Raw genomic sequence first — 14,696 nt, 5'->3', positions numbered from 1 at the left:
TTATTTCGATTTCGAGATAAATTATATAGCTGAATAGATTTAATGTCAAGATACGTGTTTTCATCTTCATTTCAAACTGTGCTTAATAAAAACGACTACATAGATGTGGCAATGTCGTCACATGACTGTCATGCACCTTTGACTTCGTTTAAGTTAAAATAGAATAGGGAAATACTATAATCAATCATGATAGGAGTTGATATGTATGAGTAACCTTGAAATCAAACAAGGCGAGAACAAATTCTATATTGGTGATGATGAAAATAATGCTTTAGCTGAAATCACATACCGTTTTGTGGATAATAATGAAATTAACATTGATCATACAGGCGTATCTGATGAACTTGGTGGTCAAGGTGTTGGCAAAAAACTACTTAAAGCAGTTGTTGAACACGCTCGAGAAAATAATTTGAAAATTATTGCCTCATGTTCATTTGCCAAACATATGTTAGAAAAAGAAGATTCATATCAAGATGTATATCTTGGTTAAATAAATTTTGCGATGGTGCAACTGTACCATCGCTTTTTTGTTCGCATCAATATAAAATTGCAAAACGACTAGTTATTTTGCATTTCAAACTTTATGCTATCAATTCATTTTCTTTTCTGGTATACTTTTTATACTAACTTATAGAAAAATAGAAAAAGAGGCGATGCATAATGGCATTTCACGATAAAACAGCAACACAAGTGACAAACATTGTACTGAACGTAAGAGACTTAGACTTAATGACAACATTTTACAAAAACATTTTAGGACTATCCGTTAAAAGTTCTGACGATAATACAACCGTATTATCTGTTGGGACTGGTGGCCATACTCTAACGTTACATTTATTAGAAGACGGCCGTCAGACTTCCCCACGTGAAGCAGGGCTTTTTCATATAGCATTTTTATTACCAACTACTGAGGATCTAGCTAACTTCTTATATTTCGTGGCACAAAAAAATATGGGCATCGGCGCTGGTGATCATTTAGTAAGTGAAGCTTTATATTTCAACGACCCCGAAGGTAATGGTATTGAAGTCTATCGCGATAGACCTTCATCTTCATGGGAATGGCAAAATGGCAAAGTTAAAATGGATACTTTAGAAGTTGATAGCCAAACCTTATTAACACATCGTACTGATGAAGGTTGGCAAGGAATGCCAGCAAAAGGCATGATTGGACACTTACATTTAAAAACACATGATTTAGACGCAGCATATCAATGTTACATTGAACAATTAGGATTCCAACATGTGTCTGATTTTCCACGTGCGCTATTTATGTCAACGAATCATTATCACCATCATATTGCTGCTAATACTTGGCAATCCAATCAAGCAAGACAAAACAATTCACAAAGTTATGGATTAACACATGTTGATATTTATCAACCCGACGCCTCAACACATACATTTACGGCACCAGAAGGGTTTGACATCACAGTTCATTCAAATACTGACCTTGTTCCAGAAAAATAATCATCCATACTTTATTAATACAATTTTTTCACGCAAAAGCCTGCGATTCATTTATGTAATCGCAGGCTTTTTTATTGCTAACTTTTTAATTTTATATATTTAGACATACGGTATTCTATTTATTCTTTTGGTCCAACCCATTCAATAACATCTTCATAAGCTTGGCGTGTTTTATTTTTCGGTGGCTCTTGTTGTCTGTAGCCAAATGCGACCATCACTGATAAACCAAATTGCTCAGTATCTAAGATCCCTTTATTTGCTAAAATGTCTGTCACTGTATCCAGACTAAAACCTTCCATCGGACATGAATCAATACCTAACAATGCGGCTGTCGTCATCATATTGCCTAATGCAATATACGTTTGTTTACTTGACCAGTCATACAAGGCTTGATCATTATCAGAAATATGGAAATCTGCTTGGAATGCATCGAATTTTTGTTCAACAGCTGGAATCGTTTGTGCCTCATATTTTTTAATATCTCTTAACATATGTTGTACATACGGTGATCTTGACGTTACATTTTTACGCGCAAAAATTAGCACAAAATGGCTCGCTGTATCTAATTGTTTTGCTGCGCCCCAACTGTGCGCTTTTAATTCATCACGTAACGCTTGATCTTGAATCACGACAAACTTCCAAGGTTCTAACCCAAGAGAACTTGGAGACAATCTACCTGACTCTAATATTGTTTCAAAATCTTCTTTCGAAACTTTCTTTTGTGGATCGAATTGCTTAGTCGCATGTCTGAAATGAAATGCATCCATAATTGTTTGATTCATATTGCTCATTGAACATAGCCTCCCATTTTTATATTTATTGCTATACAAATTATACTTCATGTTTTAAAAAGACTAAAGTAATCCGTTTGCAATTCACTATAACTTGTGCACATGTTATAAGTTTTCTACAATAAAACACACTTTTGAATTTTGGGAAATTTAGTGTTATAATATATTTGCGATATTTTTCACAATTAAATTGTGGCGTGATTTTAATGTGCATAATCTTTAATTTCACTCATTTACTTTTCAATCTTTTAAAAGCGAGGTTTTTAATAATGACAAAAATTATGTTCTTTGGTACGCGTGATTATGAGAAAGAGATGGCATTAAATTGGGGGAAAAAGAATAATGTCGAAGTAACTACTTCTAAAGAGCTATTATCAAGTGCTACAGTCGATCAATTAAAAGATTACGATGGCGTAACTACAATGCAATTTGGTAAGTTAGAAAATGACGTTTATCCTAAATTAGAATCTTACGGTATTAAACAAATTGCACAACGTACTGCTGGATTTGATATGTATGATTTAGATTTAGCTAAAAAACACAATATTGTGATATCTAACGTTCCTAGTTATTCACCTGAAACAATTGCAGAGTATTCTGTTTCTATCGCCCTACAATTAGTGCGTCGCTTCCCAGATATTGAACGCCGTGTACAAGCACATGATTTTACTTGGCAAGCAGAAATCATGTCTAAACCAGTTAAAAATATGACTGTTGCAATTATTGGTACGGGTCGTATCGGTGCTGCTACAGCTAAAATATATGCAGGATTTGGTGCTACAATTACAGCTTATGACGCCTATCCTAATAAAGATTTAGACTTTTTAACTTATAAAGATAGTGTTAAAGAAGCTATTAAAGATGCCGATATTATTTCTTTACATGTTCCAGCGAACAAAGAAAGCTATCATTTATTCGATAAAGCAATGTTTGATCATGTGAAAAAAGGTGCAATCTTAGTTAACGCAGCACGTGGTGCAGTCATCAATACACCTGATTTAATCGCTGCAGTGAACGATGGTACTTTGTTAGGTGCTGCGATTGATACTTATGAAAATGAAGCAGCATACTTCACAAATGACTGGACTAATAAAGACATTGACGATAAAACATTATTAGAGTTAATCGAACATGAAAGAATTTTAGTAACACCACATATTGCTTTCTTCTCTGATGAAGCAGTACAAAACCTTGTTGAAGGTGGTTTAAACGCAGCATTATCTGTCATTAACACTGGTACATGTGAAACACGTTTAAATTAATATATATATTTAAAAGCAAAGGCGCGCCATGTGCCTTTGCTTTTTATTTTGTATATCTGTATCAAAATCGATTTGATTAAAATCCGCTTTATTTTATCATCTATTCAAATGATTTTAGTGCGCTTATTTTACTATGGCATTATTGCCTAACCTGTTTGAGATATATTAATATTTGATGATTCGTATTCAAAGTTTTCATTTAACATGTATTTAGTATCATGATAGCTGCTTCATTGATGATATACTACCTACTTTTTCAACACTTCTTGTTCGATAATCGTTAATACACCCTGCTTATCATTACTTGGAGCGACAGCAGAGGCAATATTGAACAATTCTTCATCATGACTATTTTCCATCACATAACTATGCTTAGCGAACGCTAACATATCTTTATCATTATTCGCATCTCCGAAGGCCATGAGCTCTGAAGGAGACATTTCCCATTTATCTAACAATCGTTTTAATGCCTGCCCTTTAGTCATGTTTGGCATAATAATATCAATGCTATCGTGCCCACTTGAGACAAGTTTAATATCATTGCTGAATTGCGTTGCTACTTCTTCGTCAACATTCGGATGCGTCTCACGATTAATATTAAATGCTATTTTGACATAATCATCCTCAGGTAATTGCTGTAGACTGTCAATTTCTTTTAACTGATGATAATAAAATCTCGTATCTTCTTTAAACGCTTCAGAAGTATGTTTTAAAATATACGCGCTTTTCAAACCACAGATGACGAGTTGATCAATACTTTGCTTCATATTTAAGTAATCGACAACCTGTTGAAACACCTGACGATTAAAGCTTTTATAATTATATAACTCATTGCCATTATAAATAACTGCACCATTTTCAGAAATAAAATACATATCTCTATCCCCGAAAATAGACTTCAACTTCGCATATTGATTGCCACTCGCAGCAATAAATGTAATATCTCTATTTCTAAGTTCAGTAAAAATCGCTTCAAATCTTGATTTATCGTATGTCTTTTTCGAATCTAAAAACGTCCCGTCCATATCTACCGCAATAGCCTTAACCATGATTATCCTCCTCATTGCTCTTTTAGTCGTCTTCATTATATCCATCTCATGACAAGCAATGAAGTTTGTCATACCACAATGAACCTATATTCACATTTTGAAATTGCTTTCATATATGCAAAACACATTACACTGGATATAGCATTCAGAGGCGAACATAAATTTCAGAATATTGTAAAAATATAACGATATATTTATCATTTGGACAAAATATAGTGTGATATACTAATTTATAACATCTATACATAATGTGAAAGAATTTTTAAAAATACAATTAAATATCGGTGTAATAAATCCCTTTATACATAGGAGTTGTATACATGAAACTAAATAACTATTCTTTAAAAGTTAAAAACAAACAACTAGTTGACAATTGTGATTTAAATTTCTATCTTGGTCAGATCAATCACATTGTTGGTAAAAATGGTGTAGGAAAATCTTTATTAGCTAAAGATTTCTTACTAAATAATAGTGGAAATATCCCTAAGTCCATTTCTCAAAATGTAACCTTAATATCAAGTTCATCAAATATTCCTAATGATATAACAAAAGATTTTTTATTATCATTGTTAAAATCAAAATTTGAAAACAATCGACAAACATTCGATAAGATTTATAACATACTAAACATCGAAGCAATACCGTCTAACGTACTACTAAAAAACTTGAGTGATGGTCAAAAACAAAAGCTTAAATTATTAAGTTTCTTATTGGAAGATCATGATTTAATCATATTAGATGAAGTTACAAACGCTTTAGACAAGAAAACAGTTAATGAAATTTATGAATTTTTAAATGATTTTATTCAAAGCCATCAAACTAAAACTATTATCAATATTACACATAATTTATCCGATTTAAGTGCTTTGCCGGGTAAATACTTTATTTTTAAAGACCTTCAAATAGAAGAGTACCAATCAAAAGAAGAAGTCATAAATGATTACATTAATTTATAATTGAGGTGTCCACTTTGAAATTAGAATTTAAAAAAAGTATTTCCAATAAAATTATTTACACGCTTGGTGTGCTATTCATATTCCTTTTCTTACTTGGGTATTTTTTACCAATAGGAATAGACAAAGTTAAAAGTTTAAGCTATAGCCAGTTTTTCTTCAGTTCATATACTGTTGCAACGCAATTAGGGTTCTTACTATTTTCATTTGTTATTGCATATTTTATTAATAAAGAGTATTCGAATAAAAATATCCTGTTTTATAAATTGATTGGCGATAATATCTTTACCTTCTTCTATAAAAAGGTAGCAGTGTTATTTTTTGAATGTTTAGTGTTCATAATTCTAAGTATCACAATTATTTCAATTATATATTCGGATTTCTCACATTACTTACTATTAATAATCTTATTTTCACTCGTTATCTTACAATATATCTTAGTTGTTGGAACGATTAGTATGGTTTCACCTAATATTTTAATCAGCTTAGGTATCAGCATTGTATATTGGATTGGTTCAGTCATCTTAGTTGCCATTAATAAAAATATATTTGGTATCGTTGCTCCATTTGAGGCGAGCAATACGATGTATCGTGCCGTAGAAAAAATATTGAATAACGAGTCAACATTTATGTGTCCTACTGAAATTATAAATACAGTATCATTCTTCGTTCTTCTATTTATAGTTAATACTATTGTCTTATTACTAAGTAGAAAGAGATGGTTGAAAATCGGTATGTAGTACATAAAAAGGAGCGGCATCCATTGTCGCTCCTTTTTATTATGTATTTTTACAATCTCCACCAATGACACGTCGTCATTGCTACCTCATACCAAACAAAAAAACAGTCTCGCAATCAAGACTGTTTTCCACTCAATATATTCATCCATTAGCGTAATAGATTATTTGACTTCTATTTTACGTTTTTCCCAAACGCCTGTCTTTTCATTGTAATCATCACAAGTAATTAATGTTAATTGTTTATCTTTACCTTTTTGTTCATCTAGAACTTCTACATCTGTAGGCTTAACATCTCTTATACTTGTCATTTTATACTTACGTGTTTCATTACCAACTTTAAAGTACACCATACTACCTTTTTTGGCTGCTTTAAGATTTGTAAATTGATAGTTCGGACGGTCAATGAAAGTGTGTCCTGCAATTGAAATATTTTGATCATCTAGTGATTCGTTTTCTTCTGCAAAGCTTACACCTCTATTTAATTGTTCAGGTGTTGCTGGTCCTGGATATACTGGTTCTTTAATATCAGCATCTGGAATTTCAATATAGCCTGCCACTTTCGATTTATCTTTCGGAATTTGAGGTTTAGCTTGCTGCTTTTTATCTTTACTCGCCTGTTCTTTTACATTTTTATCATATTGTTCAATCTTTTCATCTTTATCTTTATCGTGAAGATAATTATCGATATGTGGTTTAGCAAACAAATATGCTGCCACTAGGATAAGTACCACACCAGCGATTGTCATTAATCGATTTGTCCATTTTTTCATACGTTAAGGCTCCTTTTATACATTTCACAATGCCTGTTAACATTTCATATAGTATACCATTAATTTCAAAATGACTCATAGCAATTCATTTTATACTATAAAATTTACATGTATACTTTTACGTTAGATTTCATTACACATATTTGCATTCAAATAACGAAACGCTTTTAATAATTACTAAGGGGGAATTGATATGATTAGATACGCTAAAAAAGAGGATTTAAACGCTATATTAGCGATATACAATGATGCCATTATCAATACTACAGCTGTTTATACTTATGAACCACAAACCATAGACGAACGTGTCGCATGGTTTGAAACGAAACAACGTAAGCATGAGCCTATCTTTGTATTTGAGGAAAATGGAAGTGTCTTAGGGTTTGCGACGTTCGGTTCGTTTAGACCTTGGCCAGCATACCTATATACAATCGAACATTCTATTTATGTCGATGCTTCAGCTAGAGGAAAAGGTATTGCTAGTCAATTACTACACCATTTAATTGTTGAAGCAAAAGCTAAAGGTTATCGTGCGCTAGTTGCAGGCATTGATGCTTCCAACAAAGCGAGTATTCAGTTGCATCAAAAGTTTGCTTTTAAGCATGCCGGCACACTGACCAATGTAGGTTTTAAATTCAATCAATGGTTAGATTTAGCATTTTACGAATTAGATTTACAAGACTAGTAATGTTTGAATCACATAATATAAACAAGACAACCATGTTAATTCCCTTAACATAACAAGCCAACATATAAAATTTTAAACTTCTCAGGGGAGTGGGACAGAAATGATAAAGAGCCACTAATGATTTATTATGTAGTGGTTCTTACACATTAGCCACAGCTAATGTGTACTTAAAAATAGGAATACATGAGTAAAACTCATGCATAAGAAATACTAATTTCTATAGAAAAAGTATTTCTTTATCGTCGTCCCACCCCAACTTACATTGTCTGTAGAAATTGGGAATCCAATTTCTCTTTGTTGGGGCCCCGCCAACTTGCACATTATTGTAAGCTGATTTTTCGTCAGCTTCTGTGTTGGGGCCCACACCCCAACTCGCATTGCCTGTAGAATTTCATTTCGAAATTCTCTGTGTTGGGGCCCCTGACTAGAATCGAAAAAAGCTTGTTACAAGCGCATTTTCGTTCAGTCAACTACTGCCAATATAACTTTGTAGAGCATATTACATTGATTTACATCGTCCCTTTTATTTATTCTTTTCAAATACTATCCCCATAGCTTTGATTTAACGCTTTTTCTCAATAACAAAACGAATATAGTAGAACATGAAAACGATAATCATGCTGAGCGATAAAGATTTAAATAATAGATTGACCCACGTTCCCTCAGTCGTATATCCATATGTAATCGTTGTGTTAATGATGAATGCTATAAAGATGATTGATAGTCTTAGCATATCATCACTCCTTTTAAGTTATTTTAGATATACGGGGACGCTTTTGCAATCACTATTTTGATTAGCATGCATTTCCCATAAATCTTTCAACTTTATGAGAGATAATTAAGAAGCATCTATCTGGTACTAATGATCCAGACAGATGCTTCTTTTTTATCAATATCTTATTGTTATCTCATTAATTATTTTTAACCATATCTTCAGCTGTGCCAAAGATTTTACGTTTAATTGCTTCGCCAGTTGGTGTGCCTGCTAGTCCACCCAATCCAGTTTCACGTAATGATGCAGGAAGGTTACGACCAACCTTATCCATTGCTTCAATAACTTCATCAACAGGGATTCTACTTTCAATACCTGCTAATGCTAAATCTGCTGAAATTAAAGCGTTACCCGAACCAATTGCATTTCTCATAACACAAGGAATTTCAACAAGTCCGGCTACTGGGTCACAAACTAAACCTAATAAATTACTTATCGCTAATGCCATAGCGTGCCCGGATGCTTCTGGTGATCCTCCGAATATAGCTACTGCTGCAGCTGCCGCCATTGCAGATGCTGAACCAACTTCAGCTTGGCAGCCACCTGTTGCACCAGCTACACTTGCATTGTTTGCTACGACACGCCCAAACAATGCTGAAGTGAATAAGAAATCAATCATTTGCTCTTCTGTTAAATCATGTGTTTTTTCTAATTTAAAAAGTGCACCGGGGATGGTACCCGAGGAACCAGCTGTTGGCGTTGCACAAATAATACCCATCGCAGCATTGACTTCATTTGTTGCAATGGCACCTTTGACTGCATCAATCATTTCATATCCAGACAAAGCATGATGTGTTTCATTATAATCACGTAGTTTAGCAGCGTCATGACCAGTGTAGCCCGTTACACTTTCAACGCCATCACCTGTCGTCCCTTTGATTACTGCGTCTCGCATGACATCTAAATTTTGTTTCATTTGCGCTCGCACTTCATCACGTGATTTACCGCTTAATTCCATTTCTTCTTTAACCATGATATCCGCAAATGACATATTATTTTCTACGGCATAATCTATAGTCTCTCTAATTGAATCAAACATGTTTATTCCCCCTCTAATTTATATAGGAAACGTTTACGTCACTGTATTTCTCTTTAATTGTATTTAATGTCGATTCTGAGATTGCTTTATTTAATGGTATTACAACCAAGCATTTATCTTCATCTATCTTAATAAATTCATCTTTACAGTCTAATTTCATATCGTTGATATCATTAATGAAATGATTTACTTGTGCTTTAGTCATATTTCCGTCAACAACTAAAATTGGTAATCCATGATTTAAATCTACTTCTAGTCCATTTATATGAATACCTTTAATTTTAATTGTACCACCACCGATTGAAATACCGATAATTTCAATGTAGCGACCATCATTACGAGATGATTTAATATAAGCACAGTTTGGATGTTGACCAATACTATCGCCTTCTTCTTCGATGATATCTATTTTAATACCATCATCAGCTGCAATTTCTAATGAAGATTTAATTCGGTTATCAAATGTTGAATATCCCATTGCTCCACCCACAATAGCGACATCTGTACCATGTCCTTGGTGTGTTTGAGCAAATGATTCATAATAATGTATTTCAATATTTTTAGGAATATCTCCCAATATTGCGCGTGCTGAATTCCCAATCTTTACTGCACCAGCCGTATGAGAACTTGAAGGTCCCATCATAACTGGTCCGATAATATCGAAAGCACTTTGATAATCATAGCTCTTTGCCATAATTAAACACTCTCCTTAATATGATTCTTTTTGCTCGGCATTTTAAAGTTGATATTCATTAAATTAAACTTATTAATTAGTGTTCCAATAATATAGGCTAAGACAATGCTGACAATAATCACTGTTGCGATTGTTACAATTGATGTCACTGCATTATTAAAGCCAAACAATACGATGGCGCCTGCAATTGGTGTTGCCATACCTTTGACACCTATTACTAGTCCGCTAAATGTCACGATACATGCGTTGACGACCCCAATCAGTGCATTTGTACCATATAGTTGTACTGGATATTGCGCTATTAAATCAATTTGCGTCAATGGCTCAATACAAACTGCAAATGCTTTTGACGGTCCACCAATGTTTAATTTTCGGAATAAAATAAGGTTAACAAATGAGCTACCTGTACATGTTAGTGCTCCAATAGCCATAGGAACACCTGTCAGTCCTAATAAACTTGTTAATACCATTGAACTTAGCGGTGTCATACCTGTAACAGGAATCACTAGTCCTAAAATAACCGCTAATGCATATGGATTGTTATCACCTACCGCAGTGACAGCACTACCTATTTGTTTTAATGTTGCTAGCACACCAGGTGTAATGATTGATGCAAGTCCGAAAGCAATTGCTGGTGCAAATAAGATCACCACAATTAAGTCCAAGCCTTCTGGAACTTTCTTTTCAATCCATTTAATTAAAAAAGCTACGCCATAAGCTGCGATGAATGCTGGTAATAATTTAAAGTCATGTAATACTAAACCAACAATGACCGCAAATACTGGTGCAACGCCTAAGTTTAAGCACGTTAGAATACCTACTGCGATACCGCTTAAACTTCCTGCTAAATCCCCAATATCTTGTAGAAATTTAATATCAAATACGCCACCAATAGCATAACTTAAGAATGCTTGTGGTAGAAATGTCGCACAAGCTGCACCGGATAATGCTTGTAGTCCTTGTTTACCGTACGGTGCATACTTTAAAAATAGCGTCATGATCACTAAAACCAAGACTAATGTGCCTACACCTAACAGAATATCCATTTCCCAAAAACCTCTCTCTATGTTTATTTTATTTTCAGACCATAAACATCGTACACCCTTAAGAAAACGTTTTCAACTTTTATCTGTTATCAAATCAAATATTTAAGTGAAATATTTCATATTTGTGAAAGATTTTTAAAATGGATTGTTTCAAAAACTACTTATGTTGTCGTTAATATTTACTAATTAACTTTTTACTCTATATTTCAAACAGTTGTGTGACAGTTTTTTGATAACTTTTTTTACATCTGAAAGTAAGTAATATTTCTAAAAAATTTTAATATTTATACACTTTATCTTTCGAGCTATTTATTTTTTGTTTTTGTGCTGTGTTTATAAAACCGCACACTATATTCAAAAATAACTTATTACACATATATTTGCAATAAGATAATTAAAGTAGGATATTATTTTTAGTTTTCTGATAGGAATGATGATAGTCTATAGGTTGAATCTTTACTTTTTTTAAAGCTAAATTTACATCAACTTAACAATGGTTGGTTATACTGAAGATGAAAATATTTAGTATAACTTAGTGGAGGCGATAAAGGTGCAATTGAGTCATTCCGTTAAAGTTGCAATTTCTATCTATTTAGCACTTATCTTTATAACGTTCACTTCTTATTTAGTCATTATTTTATATACGAGTATGACTGGACATGATGTATCACATTTCGTGTTAGATAGTCAGCATTCTCATCATGGATCTCTTACGCAAAAACATTTGAGTCTTCCTGAAATCTCATTTAAATAGTTTATCCTCTGTGTTTCAACATTCATTTCCCATATCGATTCATTTATCTATCATCTAGACCACTACATCTTAGATGATTTTTTTATTTTCTCATTTCACTCTTTCTTAAAAGTCGATATAATGAATTAAATCATTATCATACACCGACATATTTTATGTTGTTGGTGTTAAGTTTTAAAGGGGTGAGATACTTGGCGAACAATCATTCAGCTTTGCGTTTAAAAGGAATTATACTTGCCATTGTCGGTGCTTGTTTATGGGGATTAGGTGGTACTGTTTCTGATTTCTTGTTCAAATATAAGAATATTAATGTCGATTGGTACGTCACTGCTCGACTTGTAGTCAGTGGTGTTTTCTTACTTATTATGTACAAAATGATGCAACCCAAACGTTCTATATTTAGCGTATTCCAAGATCGACGTATGTTAGGCAAATTACTTATCTTCAGTATACTGGGCATGTTAGTTGTACAATATGCTTATATGGCATCTATTAATACAGGTAATGCTGCGATTGCAACATTACTACAATACATTGCGCCAGTTTATATTATTATTTGGTTTGTCATAAGAGGCGTTGCAAAACTAACATTATTTGATGTGCTTGCTATTATCATGACACTATTAGGAACATTTTTATTATTAACGAATGGTTCATTTTCTAATTTAGTCGTCAATCCTGCAAGTTTATTCTGGGGTATTTTAGCTGGTGTAGCACTCGCTTTTTACACAATTTATCCTTCAGACCTACTTAACCGCTTCGGTTCGATTCTAATTGTCGGGTGGGCAATGCTTATTTCTGGTGTTGCGATGAATTTACGCCATCCAATTTGGCACATTGATATCACTAAATGGGACATATCAATTATATTATTTTTAATCTTTGGTATTATCGGTGGTACCGCACTCGCATTTTATTTCTTTATCGACAGTTTACAATACATATCAGCGAAAGAAACAACATTATTCGGAACTGTTGAACCTGTCGTAGCCGTTATCGCAAGCAGTCTATGGTTACATGTGGCATTCAAACCATTTCAAATCGTAGGCATCATTCTTATTATGATTTTAATTTTATTACTATCACTTAAAAGACAACCTGAAGCATTAGATGAATAAGAAAACTCTGATAATCACTTTAGCAAGTAACTATTTTTAACAACGTAGCTACCTTGTATGTGATATCAGAGTTTTTTATTTTAATTAATAATATTTTTCACTTGGTATAAAAAGCGTCGGCGCTCTGGTATCGGAAATACTGGATAAATATGGAATTGGTAATATCCAGGTATAAAGTCATGTTCGATACCTTTTGCACTCAACAATTGCGATAAGTTCAAAGCATCTGGGTACAGTACTTCTTTTGTGCCAACAGTTAATGTAATACGACCTAAACCATCTAAGTCACCATTAATTGGTGATACTTTGTAGTTATCTAAAGGTGTGTCCCCTGCCCATTGTTCAGCTAAGAACACACTGCCATCCACACCTACCATTGGGTCTTTCTTTAAGTAGTCAGGAATTTCAGGATGCTGCATCGTTGCATCTAAAACTGGTGAAATTAATACAATATGTCCTGGTTGCACAATATGTTTTTCTTTTAACAATTGAGCAAATGATAAAGCAATTTGACCGCCCGCAGAGTCACCCATTACAACGATTTGTTTAGAATCTGCTACTTGATTCAATAAATCATGGTATAACTTTTCAAAAAGCACATACGTCGCTTGATAATCTTGATGCGGAATCTTCGGATATACTGGCATGATGACTTTAGCATTGAGTGTTTCTGCAAGTTCATCAATAAATTCGAAGTGAATTTTAAGTGGGTCTTGGAACCATGCGCCTCCATGTGCGTATAATACAACACGTTGATGCTTATCTTGTTTATCATTAACGGTATAAACGGTTGAACCGTAGTGCTTATCCACTGTTACTGGCATCTTAAACTGATAATTGGTGCCCTCATATTCACCTGCTGTCTGTGGCGCCATTTTTTCTAATGCTTTCATCGCTTCTTCTTTATACATAAAACGACGCTTAGCTCTAGATAATCGTATACCTTGTTCTAACATATAACTTTTCACACTGCGTTTTTCTTTAATTCTAATATGTGCGTATGCTGCTACTAAAAATCCAAACGCAAGTGTAGACCATTTTTTACGCATTTGTCGTCACTCCTCTTTGATGATTTCTACTATAGTTCTACTGTACCATGCTGATTCTTATTACTACCAATATTTACTGGGAAATAAGTTATGATGTCTACATAATCTTAGCAATGCTAATCATTTGCGATATTAATGCTCATCGACATCGTTATTTACACTATCATTCATTTGCTTAAGATGATGTTCAAAACGTTGCATATCGATAAAACGCCCTTGACGATGCATTTCTTTTCCATTCATAAAAATTAAATCCACAGGTACAGTGAAAATATTTAATTCTCCAGCAATAGCTTCCACCTGACTTTGATTAATCACAGCTAATGGCACATTGGGATATGATTGCATCAAGTCTTCAATTTGTGGTAAAACGGCATGACACACGCTACACTGATCGCGCATGACATGTACAACTGCTAACGGATATTGATGAATAAATTCACGGAATGCTTCGACACTATTTAATTGCTTAACCATTTCGAACACCTTCTTACTTTTTATATT

18 protein-coding genes are annotated in these 14,696 nt (G+C 33.5%); 8 read left to right on the top strand and 10 right to left on the bottom strand.

Translation table 11 applies throughout. The features are described 5' to 3' along the window. Window positions 1-205 precede the first annotated feature (205 nt). Both JQN76_RS04765 and JQN76_RS04760 read left to right on the top strand, forming a co-directional pair. A complete protein-coding gene (locus JQN76_RS04765) occupies window positions 206-490 on the top strand; it encodes a GNAT family N-acetyltransferase (protein ID WP_000067115.1) in 285 nt (94 codons plus the stop codon). Between the two features lie 170 nt (window positions 491-660). Beyond that, window positions 661-1,467 carry a VOC family protein gene (locus tag JQN76_RS04760; protein ID WP_000863985.1) on the top strand — a complete coding sequence of 269 codons (807 nt, stop codon included), beginning with the start codon at window positions 661-663 and terminating at the stop codon, window positions 1,465-1,467. Window positions 1,468-1,586: 119 nt separating this feature from the next. Here the strand turns inward: JQN76_RS04760 and JQN76_RS04755 are convergent, their stop codons facing one another. Then, window positions 1,587-2,258 carry an NAD(P)H-dependent oxidoreductase gene (locus tag JQN76_RS04755; protein ID WP_000069101.1) on the bottom strand — a complete coding sequence of 224 codons (672 nt, stop codon included), beginning with the start codon at window positions 2,256-2,258 and terminating at the stop codon, window positions 1,587-1,589. A gap of 269 nt (window positions 2,259-2,527) precedes the next feature. On the opposite strand from JQN76_RS04755, the gene JQN76_RS04750 reads away from it, so the two are divergent. Next, a complete protein-coding gene (locus JQN76_RS04750; protein WP_000161536.1) occupies window positions 2,528-3,520 on the top strand; it encodes a D-lactate dehydrogenase in 993 nt (330 codons plus the stop codon). Between the two features lie 248 nt (window positions 3,521-3,768). Here JQN76_RS04750 and JQN76_RS04745 read toward each other — a convergent pair whose 3' ends face one another. Beyond that, window positions 3,769-4,569: a Cof-type HAD-IIB family hydrolase gene (locus JQN76_RS04745; protein WP_000237538.1), complete on the bottom strand. Its 801-nt coding sequence runs from the start codon at window positions 4,567-4,569 to the stop codon at window positions 3,769-3,771. 320 nt (window positions 4,570-4,889) lie between these two features. Between JQN76_RS04745 and JQN76_RS04740 the strand changes: the two genes are divergently transcribed. Then, window positions 4,890-5,525 carry an ATP-binding cassette domain-containing protein gene (locus JQN76_RS04740; RefSeq protein ID WP_000773921.1) on the top strand — a complete coding sequence of 212 codons (636 nt, stop codon included), beginning with the start codon at window positions 4,890-4,892 and terminating at the stop codon, window positions 5,523-5,525. 5 nt (window positions 5,526-5,530) lie between these two features. Further along, window positions 5,531-6,262, top strand: a complete 732-nt coding sequence (locus JQN76_RS04735) for a peptide ABC transporter permease (RefSeq protein ID WP_001792480.1) — start codon at window positions 5,531-5,533, stop codon at window positions 6,260-6,262. A 161-nt stretch (window positions 6,263-6,423) separates the two neighbouring features. Here the strand turns inward: JQN76_RS04735 and srtA are convergent, their stop codons facing one another. Further along, window positions 6,424-7,032 (bottom strand): class A sortase SrtA, encoded by a 609-nt coding sequence (gene srtA / locus JQN76_RS04730; protein ID WP_001836832.1) that lies wholly within the window; start codon window positions 7,030-7,032, stop codon window positions 6,424-6,426. A gap of 193 nt (window positions 7,033-7,225) precedes the next feature. On the opposite strand from srtA, the gene JQN76_RS04725 reads away from it, so the two are divergent. Beyond that, window positions 7,226-7,717 carry a GNAT family N-acetyltransferase gene (locus JQN76_RS04725; RefSeq protein WP_000621926.1) on the top strand — a complete coding sequence of 164 codons (492 nt, stop codon included), beginning with the start codon at window positions 7,226-7,228 and terminating at the stop codon, window positions 7,715-7,717. 565 nt (window positions 7,718-8,282) lie between these two features. Here JQN76_RS04725 and JQN76_RS04720 read toward each other — a convergent pair. The 5 genes from JQN76_RS04720 to JQN76_RS04700 all read right to left on the bottom strand — a co-directional run bounded on the left by JQN76_RS04720 (window position 8,283) and on the right by JQN76_RS04700 (window position 11,271). Further along, a complete protein-coding gene (locus JQN76_RS04720; RefSeq protein WP_001549802.1) occupies window positions 8,283-8,453 on the bottom strand; it encodes a hypothetical protein in 171 nt (56 codons plus the stop codon). A gap of 61 nt (window positions 8,454-8,514) precedes the next feature. Continuing rightward, window positions 8,515-8,613 (bottom strand): hypothetical protein, encoded by a 99-nt coding sequence (locus JQN76_RS04715; RefSeq protein WP_031774933.1) that lies wholly within the window; start codon window positions 8,611-8,613, stop codon window positions 8,515-8,517. Window positions 8,614-8,631: 18 nt separating this feature from the next. Continuing rightward, the gene (gene sdaAA, locus JQN76_RS04710; protein WP_000460421.1) at window positions 8,632-9,531 is read right to left on the bottom strand and encodes an L-serine ammonia-lyase, iron-sulfur-dependent, subunit alpha; all 900 of its coding nucleotides are present in this window, start codon (window positions 9,529-9,531) and stop codon (window positions 8,632-8,634) included. A 13-nt stretch (window positions 9,532-9,544) separates the two neighbouring features. After that, on the bottom strand, window positions 9,545-10,225 hold the full coding sequence (sdaAB, locus tag JQN76_RS04705) for an L-serine ammonia-lyase, iron-sulfur-dependent subunit beta (protein WP_001140234.1): 681 nt from the start codon (window positions 10,223-10,225) through the stop codon (window positions 9,545-9,547). 2 nt (window positions 10,226-10,227) lie between these two features. After that, on the bottom strand, window positions 10,228-11,271 hold the full coding sequence (locus JQN76_RS04700; protein ID WP_000353634.1) for a PTS sugar transporter subunit IIC: 1,044 nt from the start codon (window positions 11,269-11,271) through the stop codon (window positions 10,228-10,230). 550 nt (window positions 11,272-11,821) lie between these two features. Here JQN76_RS04700 and JQN76_RS04695 point away from each other — a divergent pair. Together JQN76_RS04695 and JQN76_RS04690 are read left to right on the top strand one after the other, a co-directional pair. Further along, window positions 11,822-12,025 carry a hypothetical protein gene (locus tag JQN76_RS04695; protein ID WP_001177186.1) on the top strand — a complete coding sequence of 68 codons (204 nt, stop codon included), beginning with the start codon at window positions 11,822-11,824 and terminating at the stop codon, window positions 12,023-12,025. A 182-nt stretch (window positions 12,026-12,207) separates the two neighbouring features. Further along, complete coding sequence (locus JQN76_RS04690) at window positions 12,208-13,143, top strand: DMT family transporter (RefSeq protein ID WP_072362001.1); 936 nt, start codon at window positions 12,208-12,210, stop codon at window positions 13,141-13,143. Window positions 13,144-13,223: 80 nt separating this feature from the next. On the opposite strand, the gene JQN76_RS04685 is transcribed toward JQN76_RS04690, so the two are convergent. Both JQN76_RS04685 and JQN76_RS04680 read right to left on the bottom strand, forming a co-directional pair. Further along, window positions 13,224-14,192: an alpha/beta hydrolase fold domain-containing protein gene (locus JQN76_RS04685; protein WP_001228169.1), complete on the bottom strand. Its 969-nt coding sequence runs from the start codon at window positions 14,190-14,192 to the stop codon at window positions 13,224-13,226. Between the two features lie 132 nt (window positions 14,193-14,324). Continuing rightward, window positions 14,325-14,669: a thioredoxin family protein gene (locus JQN76_RS04680; RefSeq protein ID WP_000240662.1), complete on the bottom strand. Its 345-nt coding sequence runs from the start codon at window positions 14,667-14,669 to the stop codon at window positions 14,325-14,327. Between the last annotated feature and the right edge of the window lie 27 nt (window positions 14,670-14,696).

This window comes from Staphylococcus sp. SM3655 (assembly GCF_016917315.1).
In the GTDB taxonomy this organism is placed as follows: Bacteria; Bacillota; Bacilli; order Staphylococcales; family Staphylococcaceae; genus Staphylococcus; species Staphylococcus aureus.
This window is presented reverse-complemented; position numbering and strand designations above follow the sequence as displayed.

Excerpts from the sequence above, each read along its gene's own strand:
- JQN76_RS04765 (WP_000067115.1), top strand. The coding sequence starts at position 206 with ATGAGTAACCTTGAAATCAAACAAGGCGAGAACAAATTCTATATTGGT.
- JQN76_RS04760 (WP_000863985.1), top strand. The coding sequence starts at position 661 with ATGGCATTTCACGATAAAACAGCAACACAAGTGACAAACATTGTACTG.
- JQN76_RS04755 (WP_000069101.1), bottom strand. The coding sequence starts at position 2,258 with ATGAGCAATATGAATCAAACAATTATGGATGCATTTCATTTCAGACAT.
- JQN76_RS04750 (WP_000161536.1), top strand. The coding sequence starts at position 2,528 with ATGACAAAAATTATGTTCTTTGGTACGCGTGATTATGAGAAAGAGATG.
- JQN76_RS04745 (WP_000237538.1), bottom strand. The coding sequence starts at position 4,569 with ATGGTTAAGGCTATTGCGGTAGATATGGACGGGACGTTTTTAGATTCG.
- JQN76_RS04740 (WP_000773921.1), top strand. The coding sequence starts at position 4,890 with ATGAAACTAAATAACTATTCTTTAAAAGTTAAAAACAAACAACTAGTT.
- srtA (WP_001836832.1), bottom strand. The coding sequence starts at position 7,032 with ATGAAAAAATGGACAAATCGATTAATGACAATCGCTGGTGTGGTACTT.
- JQN76_RS04725 (WP_000621926.1), top strand. The coding sequence starts at position 7,226 with ATGATTAGATACGCTAAAAAAGAGGATTTAAACGCTATATTAGCGATA.
- JQN76_RS04720 (WP_001549802.1), bottom strand. The coding sequence starts at position 8,453 with ATGCTAAGACTATCAATCATCTTTATAGCATTCATCATTAACACAACG.
- sdaAA (WP_000460421.1), bottom strand. The coding sequence starts at position 9,531 with ATGTTTGATTCAATTAGAGAGACTATAGATTATGCCGTAGAAAATAAT.
- sdaAB (WP_001140234.1), bottom strand. The coding sequence starts at position 10,225 with ATGGCAAAGAGCTATGATTATCAAAGTGCTTTCGATATTATCGGACCA.
- JQN76_RS04700 (WP_000353634.1), bottom strand. The coding sequence starts at position 11,271 with ATGGATATTCTGTTAGGTGTAGGCACATTAGTCTTGGTTTTAGTGATC.
- JQN76_RS04685 (WP_001228169.1), bottom strand. The coding sequence starts at position 14,192 with ATGCGTAAAAAATGGTCTACACTTGCGTTTGGATTTTTAGTAGCAGCA.
- JQN76_RS04680 (WP_000240662.1), bottom strand. The coding sequence starts at position 14,669 with ATGGTTAAGCAATTAAATAGTGTCGAAGCATTCCGTGAATTTATTCAT.